This window comes from Paraburkholderia sp. USG1, from assembly GCF_031570135.1.
In the GTDB taxonomy this organism is placed as follows: Bacteria; Pseudomonadota; Gammaproteobacteria; order Burkholderiales; family Burkholderiaceae; genus Paraburkholderia; species Paraburkholderia dioscoreae.
Map to the genome: position 1 here is coordinate 133,393 of NZ_JAMWXW010000005.1, position 24,592 is coordinate 157,984.

General features: G+C 60.2%; 17 protein-coding genes. 16 read left to right on the forward strand and 1 reads right to left on the reverse strand.

What is annotated here, in order from left to right:
• Positions 1–94 precede the first annotated feature (94 nt).
• Entirely contained in the window at positions 95–373 is a 279-nt protein-coding gene (locus NE850_RS39430) for a transposase (RefSeq protein WP_165189287.1), read from the reverse strand.
• 432 nt (positions 374–805) lie between these two features.
• On the opposite strand from NE850_RS39430, the gene NE850_RS08765 reads away from it, so the two are divergent.
• The 16 genes from NE850_RS08765 to NE850_RS08840 all read left to right on the forward strand — a co-directional run bounded on the left by NE850_RS08765 (position 806) and on the right by NE850_RS08840 (position 24,581).
• Positions 806–1,678 (forward strand): EAL domain-containing protein, encoded by an 873-nt coding sequence (locus NE850_RS08765; protein ID WP_232292849.1) that lies wholly within the window; start codon positions 806–808, stop codon positions 1,676–1,678.
• A gap of 600 nt (positions 1,679–2,278) precedes the next feature.
• Positions 2,279–3,658, forward strand: a complete 1,380-nt coding sequence (locus tag NE850_RS08770) for an undecaprenyl-phosphate glucose phosphotransferase (RefSeq protein WP_310698701.1) — start codon at positions 2,279–2,281, stop codon at positions 3,656–3,658.
• 20 nt (positions 3,659–3,678) lie between these two features.
• Positions 3,679–6,057: a YjbH domain-containing protein gene (locus tag NE850_RS08775; RefSeq protein WP_165189284.1), complete on the forward strand. Its 2,379-nt coding sequence runs from the start codon at positions 3,679–3,681 to the stop codon at positions 6,055–6,057.
• Positions 6,058–6,075: 18 nt separating this feature from the next.
• Positions 6,076–6,792: a carboxypeptidase regulatory-like domain-containing protein gene (locus tag NE850_RS08780; RefSeq protein WP_165189281.1), complete on the forward strand. Its 717-nt coding sequence runs from the start codon at positions 6,076–6,078 to the stop codon at positions 6,790–6,792.
• 63 nt (positions 6,793–6,855) lie between these two features.
• Positions 6,856–8,268: a hypothetical protein gene (locus tag NE850_RS08785; protein WP_310698645.1), complete on the forward strand. Its 1,413-nt coding sequence runs from the start codon at positions 6,856–6,858 to the stop codon at positions 8,266–8,268.
• Positions 8,269–8,817: 549 nt separating this feature from the next.
• Positions 8,818–10,350: a mannose-1-phosphate guanylyltransferase/mannose-6-phosphate isomerase gene (locus NE850_RS08790; protein ID WP_165189275.1), complete on the forward strand. Its 1,533-nt coding sequence runs from the start codon at positions 8,818–8,820 to the stop codon at positions 10,348–10,350.
• Positions 10,351–10,493: 143 nt separating this feature from the next.
• Complete coding sequence (locus NE850_RS08795) at positions 10,494–10,949, forward strand: protein tyrosine phosphatase (protein WP_165189272.1); 456 nt, start codon at positions 10,494–10,496, stop codon at positions 10,947–10,949.
• A 654-nt stretch (positions 10,950–11,603) separates the two neighbouring features.
• Complete coding sequence (locus NE850_RS08800) at positions 11,604–12,656, forward strand: polysaccharide biosynthesis/export family protein (RefSeq protein ID WP_232064391.1); 1,053 nt, start codon at positions 11,604–11,606, stop codon at positions 12,654–12,656.
• A 35-nt stretch (positions 12,657–12,691) separates the two neighbouring features.
• Entirely contained in the window at positions 12,692–14,920 is a 2,229-nt protein-coding gene (locus tag NE850_RS08805; RefSeq protein WP_165189719.1) for a polysaccharide biosynthesis tyrosine autokinase, read from the forward strand.
• A 104-nt stretch (positions 14,921–15,024) separates the two neighbouring features.
• On the forward strand, positions 15,025–16,287 hold the full coding sequence (locus NE850_RS08810) for a hypothetical protein (RefSeq protein ID WP_165189267.1): 1,263 nt from the start codon (positions 15,025–15,027) through the stop codon (positions 16,285–16,287).
• On the forward strand, positions 16,284–17,120 hold the full coding sequence (locus tag NE850_RS08815) for a glycosyltransferase family 2 protein (protein WP_165189264.1): 837 nt from the start codon (positions 16,284–16,286) through the stop codon (positions 17,118–17,120). The genes NE850_RS08810 and NE850_RS08815 overlap by 4 nt, the downstream gene beginning before the upstream one ends.
• 3 nt (positions 17,121–17,123) lie before the next feature.
• The gene (locus NE850_RS08820; RefSeq protein WP_165189261.1) at positions 17,124–18,209 is read left to right on the forward strand and encodes a glycosyltransferase family 1 protein; all 1,086 of its coding nucleotides are present in this window, start codon (positions 17,124–17,126) and stop codon (positions 18,207–18,209) included.
• A gap of 61 nt (positions 18,210–18,270) precedes the next feature.
• Positions 18,271–19,080: a glycosyltransferase family 2 protein gene (locus NE850_RS08825; RefSeq protein ID WP_232064389.1), complete on the forward strand. Its 810-nt coding sequence runs from the start codon at positions 18,271–18,273 to the stop codon at positions 19,078–19,080.
• Complete coding sequence (locus NE850_RS08830) at positions 19,077–21,446, forward strand: DUF4838 domain-containing protein (protein ID WP_232064388.1); 2,370 nt, start codon at positions 19,077–19,079, stop codon at positions 21,444–21,446. The genes NE850_RS08825 and NE850_RS08830 overlap by 4 nt, the downstream gene beginning before the upstream one ends.
• Positions 21,443–22,681, forward strand: coding sequence for a glycosyltransferase family 4 protein (locus NE850_RS08835; RefSeq protein WP_165189255.1), 1,239 nt, complete (start codon positions 21,443–21,445; stop codon positions 22,679–22,681). The genes NE850_RS08830 and NE850_RS08835 overlap by 4 nt, the downstream gene beginning before the upstream one ends.
• Before the next feature lie 121 nt (positions 22,682–22,802).
• The gene (locus NE850_RS08840; protein ID WP_232064387.1) at positions 22,803–24,581 is read left to right on the forward strand and encodes an ABC transporter ATP-binding protein; all 1,779 of its coding nucleotides are present in this window, start codon (positions 22,803–22,805) and stop codon (positions 24,579–24,581) included.
• Positions 24,582–24,592: the final 11 nt, after the last annotated feature.

Here is a 24,592-nt window from a genome sequence, read left to right on the forward strand (position 1 = left end):
CCGCGTGCTATGTGTGCACGGCGACAGATGCGAACTCCTACGCATTGGTTCGCGTCCAATTGATACGGCATGCGAAACAAATCGGCAATGCCGGTCAGCAGCTCGACCACTCCTGGCCGCACATTGGAAGAAGTTTATTCACCTGGTCCAGCACTCCCGTTTTCTTCCAGGTCATGTACCGAAGATAACAAGTCTGCTGCGGCGGAAAATTGGCCGGAAGCCTGTGCCATTTCTCTTTTTTTTGCTGAACCCAGAGTATCGCGTTGAGAATCTCGCGATCGCTGCGGCGAGGCCGCCCGCGAGTGGACCGAAGATCGGGAAAGAGACTCTGGACGCGAGCCCAATCGTCGTCAGAGAGAGGGATTTGTAGCATTGGCCGCCCCGGAACACAGTGTGAGGAATGCGCAGGGTTGTCTGCCGCATTTGTGCCGATACTAGTAAATCTTTTTTGAGCGGTCAAATTGTCTTGTTGCGGCGCATCGCGGTAGATTGTTCCGTGTTTCGGCGCCGTTAATTGCTCCTTGCCTGATCCGTCGCCCGAGAAATAGTCAAAGGTATTCGCGTTCGTTCTTCACGGTCACGTGGACGTGCGATGCAACGTAACGTGCTGTGGAACGCTACGTAACGCGTCGGGATTCGCAAACGTTTGGCAAAGAAAAATGATGCTTCGCGAAAGTGGCATCGGATACGCGCAATGCGGCGCGTGACGGGCGTTTCCGGCAATTCATCCAGTTTTCCCAAACACTGGTCGAATCGCCTGGCACGGCATGTGCATACAGTGCCGGGATTAAAAGACAAATCCGTCATGCACACGTTCGACTATGCAGAACCTGAACCGCTCACGCTTACGAAACGTGACGTACGCCTCGCTCAAAGCCGCCCGGATGATGCCGGCAGCGCTTCTGTGGAACTGAGTGAATTCGAAAGCCGAATCCGGCGGGGATTGAGCGCGGGTGAATTTCATCTCGTGTTTCAGGGCGCTTATCGAGCCGCCAGCGGGACGTTGGCGCGACTGGAAGCGCAGGTTCGCTGGAAGCATCCGGATTACGGCGTGCTGCTTCCGGGTCTCTTCATGACGGCGCTCGACCATCCGCAGGCCGCCTTGGAAATGGCTTCGTTCGTCGTGGCTGGAGTATGCCGCGAGCTACACGGCTGTCTCGTTGCGAACCTACCGTTGCAGCCGGTCGCGATCGCGATGCCGGCGCACGTGGCGCTGCACGAATCGTTCGCGGACGAGATCGCGAGCGTGGCCGACTCTTACGACGTGCCGTCCCGGCTGTTTGAAATTGAAGTTTCAGACAGCGCTGAAGCGGCAAAACTGCTCTCTCTACGCACGTTGACTGCGAGTCTTCGGGATGTTGGTGTCAGCATCACGCTCGGCAACTGGGGCAATGGTGGCTCGTCGATGGCGCTGCTCGGCGGCCTCGATGTGGATACCGTCACGATCGCGCGTGAGTTGATGGCGACAGTGCCACGTGACGCGCGTGCAGGCACTGTGATGACGGCGCTCATGGATCTGCTTCACGCACTCGATGTGCGAGTCGTGGTGAGCGGTGTCGATACCAAAGAACAACTCCAGTGGCTGAGCCGATGGCCTGACGCGTTGGCACAGGGAACTCTGTTCCCGCGTCCGCAAGCCGGGTTGGCCAGCATGCTCGCGCTACGTCGCGAGCCGTGACAACGAACCGCGACGTTACGTAACGCGGATGGTCCGCTGCGATGGAGTCAGGGTCCGCAGGCAGTTCGCTACTCCGGGTTTTTCTCGCCGACCACGCTGGCAAGCACCTCTCGGCAGCATACAAGCTGACGTCCGCAAGAATGAAAATGATTGGCACGCTTGGTGCTTTAAAGGTGGCGCGCTGCGCAAATAGCACAAGACGTAGAAGCATAAACATATGTAGCAGTGGACGCCGTTTCAAACGACCGGCCTGGTCGGGGGGCATCAGGCCAGTCTTCTCAACGCAGCGCGATCTTCCGCCAAGATCGCGCTGTGTCGACATAGTGGCTGCGGTGCCCATGTGAGTTGGACACGCGTGGCATGTCGAAAAAAGATCGCCCATTTGTTGTGTTCATCAGGCCGGCATGTCTTGCGACTGGATGAGCAAAAACAGGTTTTCGCGCCGGGGTGTTGTTGTCGCGAATAACGAGGTGATGGAAACACGAGATAAGAACTGTTGAAGCCGACACAGGTTCAACAGCTCTACATAAACGTTTGGCGCGAGAGACCAGCGTGGGGGTAAAAATGGACACGGCAAACTTTAGACCGCAGATAGGGGCGATATCGGGGTTGCAGAGCCCGATTGCGCGTTTGCTCGACGTGATGCTTGTCGTGTCGGGCGCATTGGCTGCGGCGCAAGTGAGGTTTGGGGATCTTGCGCAGAATCGAATTGACAGCGCGTTCGTAACGTTTGCAGCGGCTTTTACGCTGGTTCTTTTTCCAGTGCTCGGCGTTTATGGCTCATGGCGTGGACGTGCCATGTTGCGGTTGGTGGGACAGGTGTCGTTTGCCTGGCTCATTGTTCAGGGCAGCGGGCTCGTGCTGATGTTCTCGCTGCATCGTACGGATTATGTGTCCCGTCTCTGGTTCGCGTATTGGACCGCGCTGAGTGGCGGCGCGCTGATCGTTTCGCGCGTGGCCGTGCGTATCGTGCTGGAACGCGTCCGGCATGCCGGACTCAATCTGCGCCGGGTCGCTGTGGTCGGATGTGGCGCGCATTGTCAGCAGGTGGTACGCAATATCGAAAGCGCGTCGGCCAGCGGCTTTCGCGCGGTAGTGGCATTCGATCTGCGGCCGGTTATGGGCATTGTCGGATCAGGAGTGCCGGTTTTTGACGACGTAAATAAATTTGCTGCCTACGTCAGATCCCAGGGCGTGCAGGAACTGTGGCTCGCACTGCCATTGTCGGAAGAGCAGGTCATCTCGCGTTTCGTGAGTGAGTTCCGCGACGATCTCGTGAACGTGCGCTTCGTGCCGGACATGCGCAGCGTCGCGCTTTTCGACAGCGATGTGATCGATTTGATCGGTATGCCCGCGATCAATCTGGTGGCATCGCCAGTGCCGGCACGCGCCTTGTTGAAGAAGGAGATATTCGATCGCGCATTCGCCGCACTGGCGCTTATTGCACTCGCTCCTTTGCTGATTACCATCGCGGCCGCCGTCAAGTTGTCGTCGCGCGGACCGGTGTTTTTCACGCAGAAGCGCAAGGGTGCGGACGGACGCATCTTCAGGATCTACAAGTTTCGTTCGATGCGCGCCCATGCTGTTGAATCCGGGGTCATCAGGCAGGCCACGAAAGGCGATCCGCGTATTACGCGAGTCGGAGCATTTCTTAGGCGTACGAGTCTCGACGAGCTTCCGCAGTTCTTCAATGTGCTGTGCGGCCACATGTCGGTCGTCGGCCCGCGGCCGCATGCGCTCGAACACGACGAGCTCTACCAGAAAGTGGTCAACGGATATATCCACCGTTACCGCATCAAGCCGGGCATCACTGGATGGGCGCAGATCAACGGATTCCGCGGGGAAACGGATCAGATCGAGAAGATGCAAGGGCGCGTCGAACACGATCTGTATTACCTGCGTAACTGGTCATTCGGCCTCGACATGAGGATTGTCGTCGCGACGATTGCGAAGGGCTTCGTCCATAGCAACGCGTATTGACGGACCCACAACAACAAAACATGGCCACGACATTGCGCGGACAAACACCACTATCGGCTCGGAGAGCAGTGGCCTTGGCAGTTTCCCTGACATTCCCGGCCTCTGCATTCGCTGTGGAACCCGCGCTAAACGCGTTGGGTCAGGCGGGTGGGCTCGCCATTCCGTATGCGTTTGCATTGCCGGAAGGTACGGTGGAAGTGCAGTACAACAACTATATCGATCCGCGCTACGGGAAACAGGCGACGGACGCGCAGATGTATTGGGGCGCCGTCGGGATGTTGCCGTATGTCGAGCTTTCCGGCGGGCTTGCGAATTATCCGGGCAATGTTCACGCGCCCTTTACGAATGCGGACCACTTTTTTTTTCGTCACTTGATCGGTGACATAAAAATCGAAGTGCCGAAGTTCTTTAAATATCAGCCGAGCATCGCATTCGGTTTGACGGACATAGGCGGACAGACGCATTTTTTCCGCTCGAAATACGGCGTGGTGTCACAGGCGTTTGGACCGGTGACGTTGACTGCCGGTTATGGACAAGGAGATCGGCTTGACGGATTTTTCGGCGGTGCGCAGTTATCGCTCTGGAATACCGGCTTGTCGCTGTTGGCGGAAGACGATTCGAGAACGCCTTACGCGGGCGTCCGTTACCAGTCGCCTCGAATTAGCTGGCTCGCCGATGCAAACGTGATCGGCACACTGATGCGCTCGATCCGTTCGACAACCGGCGTTTCGCCGCGCACGTCGTTTTCCGTGGGTATTCAGATTCCGCTGGGCAAGCGCTTTAGCGCGCAGCGTTGTACCGATGGATTGTGCGAGGGGCCGCAAGCGTTGCCGGTGCAAGCGGCAGAGGATGACGAGCAAGTGTCGATCAGGCTCGCAAGTCTAAGGCCGATCGACGTGCGGAACTCGGCAAGCAGCGTGAACGCTCTTGCCGGTGCGCCGATCGCGTACGTGCCGCCACTGCAGTCGTATGCGTCGGTAATGCTGAGTGAAATCGCGCCCGCCAGATCGTTGGATTCGCCGGCTCCTGCCATGCCGGATGCGCTCGATACATCCGCACTCGACGAAATTGCCGCGCAACTTTTTGCAGCCGGTCTGGAGCGTGTACGTGTCGGCGTGAGTGGGCGTGACCTGGTCGTCGAATATGAAAACCATCGTTACAACCAGAACGAGGTCGACGCGATTGGCATCGCGCTCGGTGTGGCAAGCGTGAATGCGCCGCACGGCACAGAGAAGATTCACGTGGTCATCAAGAAGGCGAATGAGCCGTTGGGCGAAGTCGTTGTCGATCGGGCCGCGTTTGCGCAGTTCATTGCAGGCGGTGCGGCATCAGCCGCCAGCGCCTCGCTGACCATGAGCACGCGGCCGACATATGACCCGGACTCTATTGCGTGGCATGGCAATGAGCACACGCATGGGCTGACGCGCATTCAGATCGAACCGATAGTGAGCTATCTGTACGGTACTGAGTACGGCGTTTTTGATGTATCTCTCGGTGCCAACATCGAGGGATTTGTCCCACTCTGGCGCGGTGCGGAGTTATACGCGAGCTATATCGCGCCGCTCTACAACACGAAGAATATGGATGAGGGTCATGTCTTTAGCGACTACCGCTTGCGTGGAGGGCTGAATGCGGTTGCGTTGGCGCAGAGCTTCTGGATCATGCCGGGGGTTTTCAACGTGGCGTCGGTGGGCAAGTTCGACTACTCGTATGTCGGCGTGCAAAACGAAACGACTGTGTCCGTGCCCGGTCGGCCTGACTTGATCCGTTTGCGCCTCGCTTATTTGCATCGTGAATCCGGCCACGACACCTTGCTGAGTGAGAAGAACGCGCAACTGACGTACCGCTGGGTGCAGCCGTCGTGGAAGCTGTGGATCGAGGCAGGCGTCGCGCGCTTTGTCGGTGGGGACAAAGGTCCGGTCGCGACGTTCACGCGCTGGTTCGACGACGTGTCCGTCAGCGTGCACGGCGAGCATAGCGGGCAAGGCACGTTTGTGGGCGCTGCGGTGAGCTTTCCGCTCACGCTGCGGCAGGGCATGAAGCCGGGGATTAGTCAGGTGGACGGGACGGGGCAGTTCGAACTGGATTTCCGTACGCGGGTTGGATCGACGAATTATCTGTCGGCGAACGGGGCAGAGAGCATGAGCTTCCCGTATAGCACGCAGCAGTTCTTGTTGAATCAAGGGCGCTTTAGTGGAGAGTACTTCTCCATGCAGCTTTATCGGATGCGAGATGCGTATTTGCGGTATGGGCGGCGTGATGGCGACGCGAATAGAACGCAACCTCAGGCGGACGCAAGGGTTCTTTCGACGCGCATCGCACTTTGTCGCGATACCTACGGGAACGGGTTGAAAGGCGTTAGCGATGCACCGGTAGTTGTGCCAGTCAATTGTGAATGATCTTCTTTGGAGATAGCGATGAAGCTTCTTAACGGCGCCACGCTGCGCACGCTGCAGTTCGCATCGATGATGCTTGCGACTAGTGCGCTGGTCGCGTGCGGAGGCGGCCACGATAGCGGCAATGCGCCGGGTGCGACGGTAAGCGGCACAGCCGCTGTCGGCGCGGCACTCGCTAACGCGAGCGTGACGCTGACCTGCAAGAATGGATCAGGGAGCGCGACGGCGAATTCCAATGGAGCGTATTCGGCAACGTTTGCGTTCGACGGGCCTTGCGCCATTTCTGCGACTAACGGCGCAATCAAGATCAACTCGTTTGCGGCCGGCGCGGGAACGTTCAACGTGACGCCATTGACGCAATTGCTGTTGAGCTATCTCGCAGGCCAACTGGGGACGAACGTGAACGGGTTGCTTGCGGGCATCTCGACCAACGCGTCGATCCAGAATGCACTGACGAATAGTGCGGTGATCGCGAATGCTGAGTCTGCGGTTGCCGCGCTGATCCAGAAGCTGTACGGAATAACGCTTTCCTCATCTTCGTTCCTGACAGTTTCTTTCACGCCCGGCGCGCCGGGTGCGGACGCGGATCTAGAAACGTTGCTCGCAGCCGGGGCAATCACGAGTGATGGACAACCGGCTGCATCGCTGGCAGCTGCAGCGTTGGCGGCTGGGGCGTTGGCACCTCTTTCGGGCGGGAGCAACGGGGCGACAGGCGGCACGGGAAGTTCGTCGCAGTAAGCAGATTGCCGCGAAACCGCGGGGAAAGACCTTGCGTGCAGTCCGGATCCGCAGCGGGTCCGGATGCGTTCGGCCGGTAGGGCGCGTGGCGAGTCTATAACGCCAAACAGATGGATGATAACCATGGATTTGCGAAGTACGAGCATTGGCTCGATCCGTATGGCCGCGAAGCGCGCACCTAAGCTGACGGCGTCTGCAATGCTCGCCGGATGCGTCGTAATTGTCTATTACGCAGTGGTGGCCGCTTTCTGCCCAAACGGCCCGTACTTTGACGACTTCTTTTCAATCTTGGAGCCCGTGGTCAATCTGGCAAGGCGGCCCGGCGTATCGGACTGGATCGCGGTGCTGATCAGCCAAAACAATCAGCATCGCGTCATTACGACCCATCTGAGCGCCGTCGCCAGTTGGATGCTGCTGGGGCATGTCTCCTTCTGGGGACTCAACCTCTTTGGCAATCTTCTTTTGCTGCTGGCTGCGGGTTCCATCAAGGCATCCATAGACGCTCCGGACAACGCACGTCATCTTGGTCGAAGTGCCGCAGCGAGCGTCCTCATTATTGCTTGCCTGCTATTCAACTTCTCTTTTTTTCGCCTGCTGTCTTTTCCGATGGCTGCCGTGTCCAATGTCGGTGTCTATGCCTTCGCGATCCTCGGTTTCTGGGCGCTGTTCTCCGGGCGAACCTGGGCGGGGTTTGCCGCGCTGCTCGCGAGTGCGGCTTCGCAGGCTAACGGACTCATCGGCCTGCCGCTGGCCACGGTGTTTTTGCTGCGTCAGCGCGACTGGCGTCGCGCGGCATGGGCCGCTGTCTCCAGTGCGATCGTGATCGGACTGTATTTCAGGCACTACGATTTGCACGCGACCATGTCGCCCATGCTGTCCCCACCCGCCGATGCAAGTCTCGGCGCGCACACCTCGATACCGCTTCGGGTTGTCTATCTGTTCGTTCAGATCGGCTCGCTTGCCATGTTGAACAATCGCGCAATGCATTTGCCAGTCGCGTTCGTGGCGATTCCTTTTTTCACGGGCATCGGGTTGGTGTGGGTGCATTACCGGCTGGTTCGCGAGGGCGCATTAGCTGAACGCCCGGCGCTCGCCGCATTCATGCTCTTTCTGCTGGCTGCTTTTCTCGCCATCACAGTCGTTCGCGTGAGTGCGAGTGTCGACGATTGGGTGCCCGTGCGTTACAAGCTGATCTCATGTCTATACGCTTGCAGTGTCGTCGCATTGTCCGCGGCACAATTCACCCAGCGTCATCCCGGTCGTGTCTCGCTGAGCGGAGTACTCGCTGGATGCGCGATGCTGTACTGGCTGACATCGTTGATCTACCTGCCTGTCCATGTCGCTCATTACCGGCAATACGTCGCGCCGCTCGTGACGGAAGCGTGGTACACCCAGCAACAATCGGACGCTGCCCGCCAGATCCTCGACGAAGCGCAAACGATGGACATCTTCCGTTGGAGACAGCGTATCGATTGAGCGAGTGTGCCGCGGTTTAAAACAGTCCCCTTTTTAAACGCGACGACTGCGCGGCCTCCCGTCAAATACACACTCGCCGTTCGGCACCCATGCCAATCCGGTCGTGCCGGCTTGCCGATTGCTTCGGGCAATGCCGTGTCACGTTACAGCGCCGTGCGCGTTACCCCGGTGTTACGTCACGTTTTCTCTCGGGCCGCTTTGATGCCGGATGTCTTAGGACGTCAGAGCGCGGCGCCTGCATCGTGTCAAGCACTGTAAAGCCCCTCCGAATCAGGCTCTCAACCGGCACTATCGTTCTCGTTAGCAACGTTAAACGAACTGACTCGCGCTGCCGATGCGTTGGCATGGAGCTTGCATTTATACACGTGCGATAAGCGTCTGTCTGAGAGAGGCGCTGCCCAGATCCACTGTCCAGACCAACCCAAGCAACTTCGACGTCGTTCGAGTGTGAGGGAGTGCAGCGGATTCGGCTCGAATTCAGAAAAAGAAAAGCGTCTCGATGCGCTTTCTCCAAGTGTTGTCGGATTATGGTTCCGGGGGTTGTGAACGATGAATACAAAAAATGATGTCACGAGTGATCTCGCTCGGTTGTTCTCCGGCGCGCACGTTCAGGAATCGCTGGATCGCGGGGTGACGACAGTCGTGCCAGTGGTGCTCGCCGGAGGGGCGGGAACGCGCCTTTGGCCGATTTCGCGCGAACACCATCCGAAGCAATTAGCGAGCGTGATCGGCGATGAGACGCTGCTCGCCGCAACCTTGCGCCGCGCCTCGGCCATCGCCGCCAAGCGGACGGTTGCAACACCGCTCGTGGTCTGTGGCGAAGAGCATCGTCACGTTACAACTCGCCAATTGACGCTGAGCGGACTGCAAGCCTCGATCGTACTCGAGCCCGCTCGACGTGACACGGCACCCGCGCTTTCCATCGCCGCCGAGTTGGTGCGCGTTGAGCACGGGGATGCCGTACTCGTCGTAATGCCCGCTGATCACACCATCGACAACGTCGAGTCGTTCCATCGTGCACTCGATCTCGCGATCGCTTACGCGCAGCTCGGTTGCGTCGCGACGCTAGGGATCGTGCCGAGCCGCGCGGATCCCGGCTTCGGCTATCTGCGGTTGGGCGAATCGGTGCGAGCAGAAGGCGTGGAAGGCGGCATGCGGCTCGACGGCTTCGTCGAGAAGCCGGCTCCGGAAATCGCCTCGCAATATATCGAGGCCGGCAACTATCTCTGGAACAGCGGCATTTACGTGGTGCGAGCGAGCGTGTGGCTCGCTGCAATCGCGCAGTTCGCCCCGGACATCCACTCGGCTTGCGAGCGTTCCGTGACGGCAGGCACGCGTGAAGGCACATGTTTTCGCCCCGCGCGCGATGCGTTCGATGCTTGCCCGAGCGACTCGATCGACTACGCGGTGATGGAGAAGCTCGCCGACTGGCCGGAAGCGCCGGTCGCGCTCGCCGTTCCCCTCGATGCGGGCTGGTCAGATCTCGGCTCGTGGAGCGCCGTGTGGGAAGCACTCGATAAGGACACGGACGGTAACGCGGGACGCGGCCGCGTCATGTTCGAAGGTGCCACGGGATGCTACGCGCACTCGGAGGGTCGTCTTGTAGCGTGTGTCGGCGTGACGAATGTGGCCGTGGTCGAGACCGCCGATGCCGTGTTGGTGGTCGATCGTGCGCATGTTCAGGCAGTCAAATCCGTAGTCGGCCGGATCGCGTCTTCGCGAGCGCCGGAAGCTACGTCGCATCGGCTGGTGCGCCGCCCGTGGGGCTGGTATGACTCGATCGACCGGGGCGAGCGCTTTCAGGTCAAGCGGATCCTGGTGGATCCGGGCGCGAGCCTCTCGTTGCAGATGCATCACCACCGCGCCGAGCACTGGACCGTCGTGCGTGGCACCGCCATGGTCACGCGCGGCGACGAGCGCTTTTTGCTCAGCGAGAACGAGTCGACCTATATCCCCGTCGGCGTGACGCATCGACTTGAAAACCCCGGCCGGTTGCCGCTCGAGATGATTGAGGTGCAGTCCGGAAGCTATCTCGGCGAAGACGACATCGTCCGCTTCGACGATACCTACGGCCGCGTCTGATCAGTTCACGCGGTGATGCTTACTCCGGGGAGAGGGACGATGTTCGGTTTTCAATCGATGTGCGCAAGCGTACGCGATATGCAAAACGTGTTCACGACGATAGTCCGTGGTCTTGTTCAAATGAACTCGGATCTACCACGCACATGATCGAACAGGCTCTGATTATCTGCGACGGCAACGTCTGCCGCAGTCCGATGGCCGGTGCGCTGCTGTCGCGGGCAGTACCGAATCTGGCGGTGCGCTCCGCGGGTTTGGTGGCGCTCGCGGGACGGCCCGCAGCACGCCTTGCCATCGACGTGATGACCCGGCGCGGTATCGCTCTCGGCGGTCATGTGGCACAGCAAGTTCATTTGGGTCACGTGCGTGAATCCGCGTTGATTCTCGCGATGACGAATGCGCAATGCCGGGAATTGGAGCGTCGCTATCCGTTTGCTCGAGGCCGCGTGTTTCAACTCGATCAAACGACGAAGCAGGACATTCCCGATCCGTTCGGCAAACCGGAAGCGGTGTTCGAGATGGTCGCACAGCACATCGAACATGCGCTCGAACACTGGGTGGCCCGCGTGGGCGTAACCGAAACGCGCGGAGCGGTGAATTGAAAATGGATCGGCTCATGCGCAACCGGGCAGTGGTGTCGCTGCTTATCGCCATTGCTTCAGCGACGGTTCAGGCGGGCGTCGCTGATCAGACCAGGCAATCGGGTCCAAGCTCGCGGTGGGCAGGCGCAACGTCAAGTGCGGGAGTCAAGGGCACGTCCGTACTGCCTCTCGTGCCTTCGATGGGAAGCAGCCAGTCCGCCTGGCGCGACGATTACGCGTTGCTCCCGACAGAGCGCAGCTTGATGACTCCCGGCGCGAAATCGTCGCGGCAGGTTGCGCGGCGCCACGGCTCGTCCGGGCACGCAAGCTTGGTAGGCAGCGATTTTGCAGCAAAAGCACGCGATCTGGCAGAGACCGCGCCACCTTGGAACAATTCGCCGTGGGCGGGTTCGCCTTGGACAGCGTCACCCCATTGAGTAGCGAGGCATGACGATTTCTCTCACCCATAGTGACTTTTAATCATAAGGATACCGAATAACGTGAGCATTCACTCCTAGCGGCAGCAGTCGAAGAGAAACAACAATGCAAGGAAAAAAAATGAATATTCGGCCAAACAACGAGCTAGTCAGGTTTCAGTCGCCGCTATGGCGCCGTCTCTCGCTTGCGGGGTTCTGTCTGTCACTGGCTGCGTGCGCGGCATCGCCGGGGATGCGCATGACTGACAAACAGACCCTGCCGCTGTCGGCTCCGCGTGATGGCGCGCCGGCCCAGGCGCTGAACGTACCCATTCAGGAAGTCGACGTCGATCTCGTCAACCGCATGCGCGAGTTCGATGGGAGCACCTCGTTGCGAAGCGCCGAACTGCTTGCCGCCGCAAACCAGAACGCCGCGTACCGTATCGGCCCGGGCGATGTCCTGCAAATCACCCTGTGGGACCATCCGGAGCTGGCCGCGGCCAATCCGGCTGGTCAAACAGGCGGTGCGCCGCGCGCCAGCGACCCTGCGAGCGGTTTCGTGGTCGACCAGAAGGGAAACGTACAGTTTCCATACGCGGGATCGATTCACGTGAGCGATATGACGCCCGCCGACGCGCAAGTAGCGGTGACCCGCGCGCTGACAGCATTTCACAATCCGCAGGTGACGGTTCGCATTGCGTCGTTTCGCAGCCAGCAGGTCTATGTCGAGGGCGAAGTACGCAGCCCAGGTATTCAGCCGATTAACGACGTGCCGATGACCCTGGTCGACGCGGTCGACCGCGCCGGCGGCCTGCAACCCACGGCGGACAGCAGCCGTATCGAACTCATGCGCGGATCGGCGCGCTACGTACTCAGTCTGACGAGCCTGCTCGACAAAGGCATCAATCCCGCGCACATCGTTCTGGAAAACCGTGACGTACTGCGTGTGATGTCGCGCGAGGATAGCGGTGTCTACGTGATGGGAGAGGTCACCAGGCCGACGCTCGCGCTGCCGCTGCGCAACGGTTCGCTGTCGCTAGGCGATGCGCTCTCGCAAGCCGGCAGCATCAACAGCAATACCGCCGATGCCGCTCAGGTCTTCGTGATCCGCGGGCACGGCGCGAGTAAGCCGGACGTTTTCCATCTCGACGCGAAGTCGCCGGTCGCGATGGTGTTGGCCAATGAATTCATGCTTCAGCCAAAAGACGTCGTCTATGTCGACGGCAACGGACTGGTTCGCTTCAATCGCGTGCTGTCATTGTTGCTGCCGGCAATCAACGCTGGGATGACCGGAGTGGTGCTGGCGAAATGAACGATACCAACTTAAGACACAACGGACGAGTCACGATGGATTTCGCGGATTCACGCGTGACTGAGCCGGCCTCTGACGATGTTCCTCTGTCGAGTTACGTGGATATCGTCCTGACTCGCTGGCGCCTCGTGCTGACCATCACGCTGTGTACATTCTCGATCGGCCTTGCATACGTCGTATTCGGCACACCGATTTATCAGGTGGATTCGACTATCCAGGTCGACGACCCGAGCAACGTCAGCAAGACGCCGCTTCGCGACATCGGCGCCTTGCTCGACACGCAGAGCAGCGCCGCCGCGGAACTTGAACTGGTTCGCTCGCGTAAGGTGATCGATGCGGTGGTGGACCGTCTGCATCTGAATATCGTTGCCGGACCGCGCTACTTCCTTGGCATCGGTCGCTGGATTGCGCGCATGTACAAAGACGGCGGAGTGGCGGACGCACGCTTTGGGTTGCCGCACTTCGCGTGGGGTGGCGAGCGCATCGAGGTCGATCGCTTCACGATGCTGAGCGGGACGCAGGGCGAGGCCGACAACGGCCGGCTGATGGGGGAGAAGTTCACCCTGACGGCCCAGGGCGATGGCCGTTATGTCCTGACCGACGAGCACGATGAGGTCGTGCTGCACGGCCGCGCGGGAGAAGAGGCCACGGGCATGTACCACCGGCAGCCGATCTCCTTGCATGTGACGACGCTCGAGGCGCGACCGGAAACCCAATTCAGCCTTGTGCGCATTCCACGTCTCGAAGCGGTGACGCAGCTTCAAAGCCAGCTCAACGTCGAAGAGAAAGCCAAGCAGTCAGGCATCATCTCCGTGACGCTCGAAGGCGACGATAAGTCTCGTATCGAAATGATCCTCTCGGCGGTGGTCCATGCGTATGTGCAGCAAAACAAGGACTACCGCAACGAGGAAGCGCATGCGACGCTGAACTCGCTCGGGCGCAGTATGCCGGAAGTGCGCGCCATTCTCGAACGCGCCGAGGCGGCTTACACGGCATTCCGGCAGCGCTCCGGAACAGTCGATCTCGACGAGCAGGGTCGTCTGCTGCTCGGCCAGGAAGTCGATGTGCAGACCCGCATCCTCGATCTGAAGCAGAAACAGATCGATCTGGTTGCGCGTTACTCCGATACTCACCCGGCCGTCATTTCGCTGCAGCAGAGCCTGTCGGCACTCGAAGGGCAGGACGGCGCGCTGAAGGCGAGAGCCGAAAAACTGCCCCAGACCGAGCGTGAAGGGCTCGGTTTGCTGCGCGAGGTCCGGGTCAATACAGAACTTTATACGAACCTGCTGAACACCGGGCAGCAACTGAAGGTCGTCGAGGAAGGCCAGATCGGCAGCGTGCGCATCGTCGATGTGCCCGAGTTGCCTGTCAAGCCGGTGAAACCGAGGCAGGCTCTCGTTCTGGCGCTGTCCTTATGCGTGGGGCTGGCGCTGGGTATTGCTGCGCCGTTCTCGCTGCGCGCGGTGTGGGGACGTGTCGAACACTCCGAGCAACTCGAGCAGGCGCTGGGTGTGCCGGTCTATGCGGTCATTCCGAACAGCCGTCAGCAGGGGCGTATCGCACGGCGCCAGCGCGCTGACGATCAAGGTTTGCACGTGCTCGCCCTCGATATTCCCGAGGATCTGACCGTCGACGCAGTGCGCAGTCTGCGCACGACGCTGCATTTCACGATGGCCCAGGCGGACAACAACGTCATCATGGTGACGAGTTCCCAGCCCGGCGCCGGCAAGTCGTTCCTGAGCGCCAACCTGGCTGCGGTGTTCGCTTCGGGTGGCAAGCGCGTGCTGCTGATCGATGCCGATATGCGGCGCGGTCAGGTGCATCGTTACTTTGGTGTGTCAGCCACGCCGGGCCTGCCGGACGCGATTACGAGCGGGTCGCTCGAGCGGGCGGTCAACCGTACCTCGGTCGCGGGCGTCGACGTGCTGCCGCGAGGTGTCGTGGCGCGCTCGGCGGAATTGCTGAACGACGGACGCTTCAAGGCCGTACTGGAGGCCGCCTCGCGTTGTTACGACATCGTCGTGGTCGACACACCGCCTATCCTGGCATTGCACGATGCCGCCGCCATCGGCCGGCTCGGTGCAACGACCCTGCTGTGCGTGCGTCACGGCCGCAGTTCGATGCCGGAGATCCGCGAGGCTGAACGGCGCCTGCGTAATGCCGGCATCCAGATCGGCGGTGTGGTGCTCAACGATGTGCCGCGTCGTCAGGCCGTGTACGGCTCGTATGGCGAAGGCGCATACGCGTATGAGACCGAGGTCTGAGGCCGGGATGAGTACTCTTTCCGCTACATCGACATGGATCGCCGTGTCCTCGCATGCGTTGCTCGACATACCGCGAGGTGTTCGTGTGCAGCAGGGAGCCTGCGATGAACGCTGACCTGCGCATCCCTCCGTTAAGGCCTGTGGCCGCGAGCGGACATCCTCGTGAACCGGCGCGCCGACCGCGTGCACCGTTGCCGCGTGTCCGCGCACGACGCGACGCCGCGGATTGGGTTTTTATCGTGCTGCTTTTCCTGTTGACGATCCAGTTCGTTCAGGTTGGCGGCGCACAGTTGGCGCAACTATTCGCCGTGGTGGCGCTGCCGCTTCTGCTCGTGCAACGGCGCGTTACGGTGAGCGGCTGGGAACTATGGAGCTATGGCCTGTTCCTCTCTGTGACGCTCGCGCTTACCTGGTTCTCTGGCTATTCGCATATCAAGGCGCCCGAGCAGATCATCAAGTTCTCGCTCGTATTTCCAGCGTTCTATCTGATTGGGCGTTATTTCGGCCAGCGTTATCTGACGCGGTTGCTGCCGTATGGCTATTTGGTGCTGTGGGGCTTTCTGCTTTATCAGGTGTGCCTGCAATACCTGAACGTGCCGGTGCTGTATCAGCAAGTCGACTTTATGCAGGGCGCACTGCATGGCTCGTTCAAGGAACGCAACTGGCTCGCCGCCACATTCTTCCTGGCGAGCTACCTGTGCTTTCTTCAATCGCCGCGGCGCATACCGGATATTTTGTGGTTCCTCTCGCTGGGGCTTGCCGTGACTTTGCTCAGCGAATCGAAAACGGTCCTGATTCCGTGCGGAATCGTGTTGCTGCTTCAAGTTCGTGGATACATGGTGCAAAAGGCCTTGCTGATTGCGACGGGTGCGGCCTTTTACGTGTATGAGTTCTCGCGCGAATTATCGGGTGACCTGTTGCAGGTCAAGCTCCAGGAGGAGCGCGGACTCGCCTTCATCGAGTCGGTCAAGCTGCTCGCGCACGACTGGCTCGGGCACGGGCTCGGCTTTGTCGAGTATCACTTTGCGCACTCGGCCGTGGACGTCAGAGGGCTGGGCGAAGGAACCAACGCGGTGTTCTGTTCGCCGCTGGATCTGATGCTGGTCGCCGGACCGTTCGGCCTGTTCGCGTGGGCGGTCTTCTTCGCAGGCCTCGGGCTGGGCCGGCGGGCCACGCTGATGATGATTCCGCTCGCTGCGTGGTCACTCGTCAATCCCATGCACGAGAGTGAAACCTCCTACCTGTTCCTTGGCGTACTGGTGTCGTTTGCGATGTCCGCAAGCTTGAGCCGGCGACCCGGCCTCGCGCCGGTTCAGGAGGTCATGCCTTCTCGCCGCCAGTCTTCCATTCGGGGCTCTTTCCTATGAAATTTTCTCTCATCATGGCGACGCTCGGACGTAGCGACGAGATCGTGCGATTGTTCGATTCGATCGTGCTCCAGGATTATTCGGATCTCGAAGTGATCGTCGTCGACCAGAATCTCGACGACCGTGTGGAGAGGGTGATCGATCGGTACAAAGATCAGCTTTCTATCGTGCATCTGCGGTGCGAAAAGGGCAAATCACGCGCACTCAATGTTGGTCTACGGGCGGTGACGGGGTCGATCGTGGCATTTCCTGACGACGACTGCTGGTACAAACCGGGCACGCTGAAGTACATCGCGGAGCAGTTCGCGGCCAATCCCGGCATCGACGGTTTGACGGGCAATAGCGTTGCCGCTGACGGCACGCCATCGCAAGGCCGCTGGGCGATCCACGCGCAGGATGTCGACCGGTTCAACATCTGGACATGCGCGACGGCGTACACGATTTTCTTGCGCCGCGCCGCAGTGGAGGCCGCAGGAGACTTCGACATCGAACTCGGTGTGGGAACCCATTCGCGCTGGGGATCGGGAGAGGAAGTCGACTACCTGCTGCGCGTTCTGGCGCGTGGACACCGGGTGCGTTACGAAGCGGACCTTCGGATCCATCACCCCGAGCCGCTCGCCGTTCTGGACGAGCAGGCATTCAATCGCGGTCGCCGCTACAACCGCGGCTTTGGCCGGGTGTTGAGGCTGAACCGTTACCCCGCGCATTACGTGGCCTACATGGTTGGCCGCCCGGTCGCCGGGTGCCTGCTTTCATGCATTCGATATTGCCCGGCACAAGCACGGTACTACTGGATTGCGGCATCTCAACGACTACTTGGCTGGATGGACTGAACCATGCACGTTGCCGAAGCACGCCATCCCGCCATGGCCGCCCAGCCGCGCCGCCGCGAGACGTTGGCCGTGTACGCCGATCTGCGTTGGCCGATTGGCACGGGGATCTACAACGTCATGGAGGCGTACATCTCCCGCGCGCCGTCGGAGATCGAAATCGAGTCGCTCTCCGTTGCAGGCGGAGTCGCGCGTCCGTTGACGCCGCTCGCGTTGAGACGTGCACTGCGTGCCCATTCGTCGCACGAAGGCGTGTTCTGGAATCCCGGGTTCGTACCCCCGGCGGGTTCGTTGCCTGAGCGTTTGCAGTCGGTAGTGACAGTGCACGACCTGACGCATCGTCATTTCTACGGCCGCACGCACCGGATCTATTACGACCTGGTGTTCCGGGCGCTTTACCGCCAATGCGCGGCAGTGGTTTGTGTGTCTGAATTCACCCGCAACGAGTTCCTCGAATGGTCAGGCATGCCATCGGACCGAGTGCACGTGATCGTCAACGGTGTTGACGCTGCGTATGCGCGTAATCGCGAGACGCTCGACTATCCCTTTCCCTACGTGCTCTATCCGGGCAATCGCCGCTCGTACAAAAACCTGAATCGGTTGATCGAGGCGTTTGGTGCCAGCGGGTTGGAGCGATCGGGTATTCGTTTGCTTCTCACAGGCAATCCCGACTCCTCTCTCGTTGATCATGCGCGCCGTTGCGGCTGCGAGGCGGCGCTTGCGTTCACCGGCGTGCTGCCGAACGAAGCAATGCCGAAGCTCTATCGCGGTGCGCTTTTCCTGGCGTTCGTGTCGCTATACGAAGGATTTGGCCTTCCGATTCTGGAGGCCATGGCCTCGGGTGTGCCGGTGCTGACGTCGAACCTGTCGGCGATGCCCGAAGTGGCGGGGCAGGCAGCGGTTCTCGTCGATCCGCTGTCGGTGGACGACGTCGCGACAGCCATGAAGGAGCTCGGCCGGGACCACGTGTGGCGTGCGAAGTTGATCGCGCGCGGATATGAACGCGTTAGGCACTTCGATTGGGATGAGTCGGCGGCGAAGCTGTGGTCGCTCGTCGACGACGTTGGCAGTGCATGCGGGAAATCGCGTTAGTTGTGCGAGTGGAAGAAATAAAACATACGATCCGGGGTGAAGGGTGAATACACAAGGACGCTTGAACGTCATTATCGTCAACTACGGTACGCCGGAATTGACGCAAGACTGCGTGGCATCATTGCTCGAACTGAATGTCGCGCTTCCCGAGGACGTGGTCGTAGTCGACAACGCATCACCGGACGACTCATACGCCCGTTTCCGTGCCAGTTTGCCCGCAGGCATCCGCCTGCTTCGGGCCGCTTCGAATCGTGGATTCGGATCGGGGGTGAACTTCGGAATGGCGGCGTGCCGGCGGGACTATGTCCTGGTTGTTAATCCCGACACGCGATTCACGGAGAATCGTTTAGCGGCGGTACTCGAACTGCTCGACACGCGGCCGGAAGCCGGTCTGGTCGGTCTCGATCTGCAATACCCCGACGGACGCCGCCAGTATTCCGCACGGCGCTTCTACAGCTGGCTCGACATCCTGGGGCGACGCACCGCGCTTGGCCGCATGGCGCCCTTCAGGGCGCGTCTGCAGAATCACCTCATGGTCGAGGCATGGGGACGCGACGATGCCTTCGACGCCGAATGGGTCATGGGCACGGGATTCGTTGTGCGCCGTGAAATGTACGAATCGCTCGGTGGCATGGACGAGGCGTATTTCCTGTACATGGAAGACGTCGATCTGTGCGCGCGCACATGGCTAGCCGGCTATCGGGTTCTGTGCATGCCCGGGGTGAAGCTGGTCCATTTGCATCAGCGACAGTCCGCGGCAGGTCCGTTGTCGGGCGCCGGCCGGCATCATTTGCGCAGCCTGTTACGGTTCCGGCGCAAATTCCAGGTGCCTTTCTCGCTGCCGCCGGGCATCTCGGGAATCTCGCGGTGAATACGTCGATTCGATTCCGCTTGCAGATGATGAAGCTCGCCACGCTGGCGGTACTCGCAACCATTTGCGCGGTCGCCGCCGGCACGTCGCCGCCGGCGCCATTGGCGGGAAGCGCGGCAGTCCCCGCGCGCCAGGATTTCATCACGCTCGCCGACAATGGCCATGCGCATTATGTGATCCGCGCCGGTGCGGCGGATGCCGTGACGCGGCACGCGGCGGCCGAGCTTGGTGACTACCTGTCCCGCATCTCGACCGCGCGGTTCACCGTGGTGGAAGAGGATACGGGCGACCTGCCGGCGATCGTCGTCGGCGGTCAGGGCGCAGTGCAACATTGCGGCAACGGACGCGATGCCGAGCTGGGGGACGATGGCTTTGTCATCTGCCAATGGTCGGGAAATCTGATTATTTCCGGCAATACGCCGCGCGGTACGTTGTTTGGCGTCGACTGGTGGCTGGACCGTGAACTCGGCGTGAAGTGGCTCGCGCCGGACGCCGAGGAGGTGCCGGTCACGCGGACGTTGCGCGTTTCGAGTCGCACTATTAGCGAGAAACCGCGCTTTGCCTATCGGGAAGTGCTCAGCGCCGAGGGCGAGGACAAACCGTTTCGCGCGCATAACTTGCTGAATGGCGAGTCGCATGGCACATCGTTCCGGCCGTCGCCGCCAGGAATCGATATGTGGGACCGCCGTTGGCTCGCGCGCGGCGGCGACTTCGATTTCTGGTCGCTCGTGCCGCGCTCGCGATACGCAGCGGCGCATCCCGACTGGTTTGGCGGCGGGCAGCTCGCCATGATGTCGCCCGACGTGCGGCGTGTCATGGCGCAGGAGATCGTTCAGCGACTGCAAGCACTCAACGCCCTCTCGCCAATCTGGTTTGGCATTCACGATATGGACTGGGGATGGGACATGGACGCGGCGAGCCGCGCGTTCGCCGACGCGCACGGCGGCGCACCCTCGGCCGCGTTTCTCGACATGGTCACGGACGTGGCATCGCGCGTGCGGCAGTCCATTCCTGACGCACGCTTTGCGATGCCAGCCTACCACTGGGGCTTCATGCCGCCGGAAGGCATGACCGTGCCTGACGACGTTCTGGTTTATCCGATGACGATTCAGGTCGATTACAGCACTGCGTTGAACGAAGGGCGAAACGTGCCGCTCGGTCAAGGCATCCGGCGATGGAACGAGATTGCGAAGCATGTGCTCGTCTGGGACCATATCGTCAATTTTGGCGGGTATTTGCAACCCACGCCGAATCTCTACCCTATCGGCCGCAGCATTGCGTGGCTGGCGACGCTTCCCCATGTCGAAGGTTATTTCGGCGAAGGCGACTGGCAATCGCGCGGCGGCGAGTTTTCGAGCCTGCGCGTCTGGCTTGTCGCGCGGCAACTCTGGTCGCCTTCCGACGATGTGCGAGGGCTCGTGCGGCAGTATTGCGACGCGTACTACGGCGCGGCCGGGCAGGACATCGTCCGCTATATCGACCGGATGCATGAGGCCGCGCGGACCACCGGCGACGTGCTCGCGGAGCAAACGCCTGTCGACGCCCCGATGTACACGTATGAGTTCGTTCGGCGATCCGATCAGGACTTCGATTCGGCTGAGCGCGCGGTGGCCGGTGACTCGACGAAGCTCGCGCGGGTCCGCCAGACGCGCATGTCGCTCGATTTCGTCATTCTCGCGCTGCGCTCGCACTACGCCGAGCGTGCGCAGCGCGATGGTTGGGACATGGATATCGCCGCGCGCAGGGCTCGTCTATCTAGCGCGCTCGCCGCGGCGCACGTGACGAAATACCGGCAGAGCGGCGATTTGAGCGCGCTTCGGGATTTACTCGATGTGGCGTGGCGTGAGGGGCCGGGCACGGCTCCAAGCCTGGTCGCCAAATTGAAGGAAGCTGACTGGAGGGAGATCGGCGCGCTCAAGTTGAACCTCTACGATAGCGCGCGCATCGTGGCCGATTCCGAAGCGGTACGCGGTGGCGCGGTGTCGCTAGGCGGAGATTCACAGGCGTGGGGCGTCCAACTCAAATTCGACAAGTTGCCGCGAGAGGGCAACTGGGATCTCTTCGTCGAAGTCCGCACGCCGGACGCGGCTCTCGTGCCACCGGCCGCGGCGATTCGCGTCGGTGCCTATCCGCCGATGACGCGCCGCATCGACACGCCTGTATCGACGCTTTCCGGCACGGCATATGGCTGGTTGGCGGCGCCCGGGGGCCCGTTTTCATACAGTACCGACCATGAACGTGGCGTCTATGTGCACGGCCTTGGTTTCGCTAAAGGACAACGTTTCCTGATCGATCGCTTCGTCGCTGTTCGTCACGACGCGGCCACTGCCGCTACTTCGGCCATGCTCAACGGGAATGCACCGTGAAAGTTGCTATTGTTTCTCCAATTCCTCTCTTTCCGCTTAACGCGGGAAATCGAAGCCGTGTCCTGAATCTTGCGCGGACGATCCGCTCGCTAGGCCACGAGGTGCATTTCATTTATCTGGAGAGCCGTCAGCCCGAACCTTTCGACATGGAGGCGCACCTCAACGAATTTGAGACTGCTGGCGTGACGGTCTTGCGACGCAGTGGGTCTGCACTCTGGGCGTACCGGGTCAAGCGCGTCGCATGGTTGCTGAAGCGCGCGGCAGAGCGCTTATTAGCTCGTCAGGAGGCTTATTACACGGGTCTCGACGAACTGTACAGCGTGACGTTTTCGAACCAGTTGCGCCACCTGCAGGATGAGCACGGGTTCGACGCGGTATTCGTCGAGTATGTCTTTTACTCGCGGGCGCTCGATGCGTTTCCCGACTCCGTGATCAAGGTACTCGATACGCACGACATTTTTGCCGACCGGCATATTCCTTTCATTGGACGCCCCGGAGCGAAGAACTACATGTTCTCGATTTCTCCACGCCACGAGGAAAGAGGGCTCCGGCGGGCACATGTCGTCGTGGCGATTCAATCGGAAGAAGGTGCGGTGCTGTCCGCGCGCCTCGCAGATGGGGGACCGAATGTTGCGGTGATTAGTCATCTGCTTGAACCGGCCACGGGTACAGATAGCAGGGCCTATGCCGATGCGGCATTTCTCGGCAGCGACACTCAGCCTAACCGCGACGCATTGGCTTACTTCATGAACGACGTGATGCCGCGCATTACGGCTGAGGTGCCCCAATTCAAGTTGCATCTGTTGGGCAGCATTGCCACCGCGATCGACGCCCATCCCAACCTCCTCCGGCGTGGACGGGTCAAGGATCTGGCCGAAGCCTTCTCGGTTGCGCCGATCTCGGTCAATCCGATGTTGCTTGGTACGGGCATCAACATCAAGTTGCTCGAAAGCATGCAGTATGGTTTGCCGGTTGTGACAACCCGTCTCGGTGCCCGTGGTCTGTCGTCCAACTACCTGCGTGGTGTCACGATAGTGGACGATCGCGACGCACAGGGTTTTGCCGATGTGGTGATACGACTCGTGCGTGATGCCGAGCTCAGAGCGTCCCAAGGAGTGGCCTCTCGCCAGTCCGCGCACGCCTGGCATGAGGCGCAACTTCAGGTGCTGCGTGACACATTGAACGGAAATTCCGTGCCGATTTCGCTCGAGGAATGTGCCGTATCGGAAGTTTGAATAAGCTCGGGCGACGATGGTTCGACCGGGCGATTTAAAGTGATTCACCTGTATTCTGGACGTCGAAAGACCAAGCCTTCAATACTTTTCAATAATTAGAATGGCCTTTTGAGGAATTGCAATGGACCGCGAAATCTATTTGATGTTGTGGCGATGCTTGAGCAGAAGCCATCGCATGAAACTCCTGTCGCTGCTTGTGCTGATGATAGTGGTTTCATGCTCGGAGGTGCTGAGCGTCGGGGCGATCTTCCCCTTTCTCGCGTTGCTTGCCGACCCTGAAAAAGTCATGAAGTACGGGTTCGTGCGCGCTGCCGCGGGCGCGTTCGGCGTGACGACCGCGCAAGACCTGCTCGCACCGCTCGCGATTGTTTTTGCGGCCGCAGCAATTTTCGCGGGCGCAATGCGTGTACTGTTGCTGTGGGCCAGTAATCACTTTGCTTTTTCGCTGGGCTCGGATTTGAGCGTCGACGTCTACGATCGCATTCTCGGGCTTCCTTATTCGCGACACATTGCTTCGAAAAGTAGCGAATTGATCAATACGGTGTCTTACAAGACGGGCCTCGTGATCGATGGCATCCTAATGCCCGCGCTGCTTTTGATGAGCGCTGTCTTCATGGCGGCCGTGATTTCCCTGGCAATGTTCTATGTCAGTCCTCTGGCCACGTTGCTGTCGGTGACAGGATTTGGACTGCTGTATGTCCTGGCGTTCATCGTCTCGAAGAAACGCTTGAAAAAATGCGGGCGCGAGATTTCGTCGCAGAAGGCACTCGTCGTGAAGGCGGTGCAGGAAGGACTGGGAGGTATTCGCGACGTCATTCTGGACGGAACGCACGGCGAGTACGTGGAATGCTATCGCCAGGCCGATAAGAAACTGCGCGACGCTCAGGGCCGTTACGCGTTTCTCTCGCAGAGCCCACGCTTTGCAATGGAGTCGTTGGGTATGGCGCTCATCGCGCTTCTGGCTCTGGTGCTGGCAAGGGGACATGGCGGCATCGCCGCGGTCGTGCCGACACTCGGCGCGTTGGCACTTGGCGCTCAGCGCCTTCTGCCGGTTCTGCATCAGGCGTATTACGCGGTGTCGGCAATGCAGTCCGCGGCGGCGAGCTCACGGGAGACACTCGACTTTCTCAGCGAAGAGCGCACGTGTGCTGCGCCGCGCGCCAAGGTCACTCCTTTGCCTTTCACGCAAAGCATTGTGTTTCGCGACGTCGAATTCAAATACGCCAATGATGCACCGAGCGTGCTGTCAGACATCAATCTCGAGATCAGAAAGGGCGCGCGAATCGGTTTTGTTGGCAAAACGGGAAGTGGCAAGTCGACGCTCATGGATATTCTGATGGGCCTGCTCGAACCGAGTCGCGGGATCATTCAAGTCGATGGGGTCGGGGTTTGCCAGGAGAATCACCAGCGGTGGCGAGCCAACATCGCGCACGTGCCGCAGGATATTTACCTTTCCGATCAGTCTGTCATGGAGAACATCGCCTTTGGCGTTCGCAGGGGCGAGATCAACGTCGATGAGGTTCGCCGGGCTGCGAGGCTGGCGCAGATCTCCGACCTGATAGACGGCTGGCCGTTGGCGTATGACACCCCGGTGGGCGAACGCGGGATTCGGTTGTCGGGGGGGCAGCGGCAACGTCTAGGCATCGCCCGGGCGCTTTATAAAAAGGCGAGTGTGATTGTCCTCGACGAAGCGACGAGCGCGCTCGATAGCGAAACAGAGGAAGCGGTCATCAAAGGCATCGAAAGCCTGGATCCGGATATCACGATTATCGCCATCGCGCATCGAACCAGTACGCTCGCGGGCTGTACGAAGATTTTTGAGCTGGACGGTGGGCGGATTATGTTTGTTGGCGGATATGGTGATATGCGGCATGCAGAGAGCGAGGTTTCAAGAGTGTAGAGAGCTAGCGT

Excerpts from the sequence above, each read along its gene's own strand:
- NE850_RS39430 (WP_165189287.1), bottom strand. The coding sequence starts at position 373 with ATGCTACAAATCCCTCTCTCTGACGACGATTGGGCTCGCGTCCAGAGT.
- NE850_RS08765 (WP_232292849.1), top strand. The coding sequence starts at position 806 with ATGCACACGTTCGACTATGCAGAACCTGAACCGCTCACGCTTACGAAA.
- NE850_RS08775 (WP_165189284.1), top strand. The coding sequence starts at position 3,679 with ATGGCCACGACATTGCGCGGACAAACACCACTATCGGCTCGGAGAGCA.
- NE850_RS08780 (WP_165189281.1), top strand. The coding sequence starts at position 6,076 with ATGAAGCTTCTTAACGGCGCCACGCTGCGCACGCTGCAGTTCGCATCG.
- NE850_RS08785 (WP_310698645.1), top strand. The coding sequence starts at position 6,856 with ATGCGTTCGGCCGGTAGGGCGCGTGGCGAGTCTATAACGCCAAACAGA.
- NE850_RS08790 (WP_165189275.1), top strand. The coding sequence starts at position 8,818 with ATGAATACAAAAAATGATGTCACGAGTGATCTCGCTCGGTTGTTCTCC.
- NE850_RS08795 (WP_165189272.1), top strand. The coding sequence starts at position 10,494 with ATGATCGAACAGGCTCTGATTATCTGCGACGGCAACGTCTGCCGCAGT.
- NE850_RS08800 (WP_232064391.1), top strand. The coding sequence starts at position 11,604 with ATGACTGACAAACAGACCCTGCCGCTGTCGGCTCCGCGTGATGGCGCG.
- NE850_RS08805 (WP_165189719.1), top strand. The coding sequence starts at position 12,692 with ATGGATTTCGCGGATTCACGCGTGACTGAGCCGGCCTCTGACGATGTT.
- NE850_RS08810 (WP_165189267.1), top strand. The coding sequence starts at position 15,025 with ATGAACGCTGACCTGCGCATCCCTCCGTTAAGGCCTGTGGCCGCGAGC.
- NE850_RS08815 (WP_165189264.1), top strand. The coding sequence starts at position 16,284 with ATGAAATTTTCTCTCATCATGGCGACGCTCGGACGTAGCGACGAGATC.
- NE850_RS08820 (WP_165189261.1), top strand. The coding sequence starts at position 17,124 with ATGCACGTTGCCGAAGCACGCCATCCCGCCATGGCCGCCCAGCCGCGC.
- NE850_RS08840 (WP_232064387.1), top strand. The coding sequence starts at position 22,803 with ATGGACCGCGAAATCTATTTGATGTTGTGGCGATGCTTGAGCAGAAGC.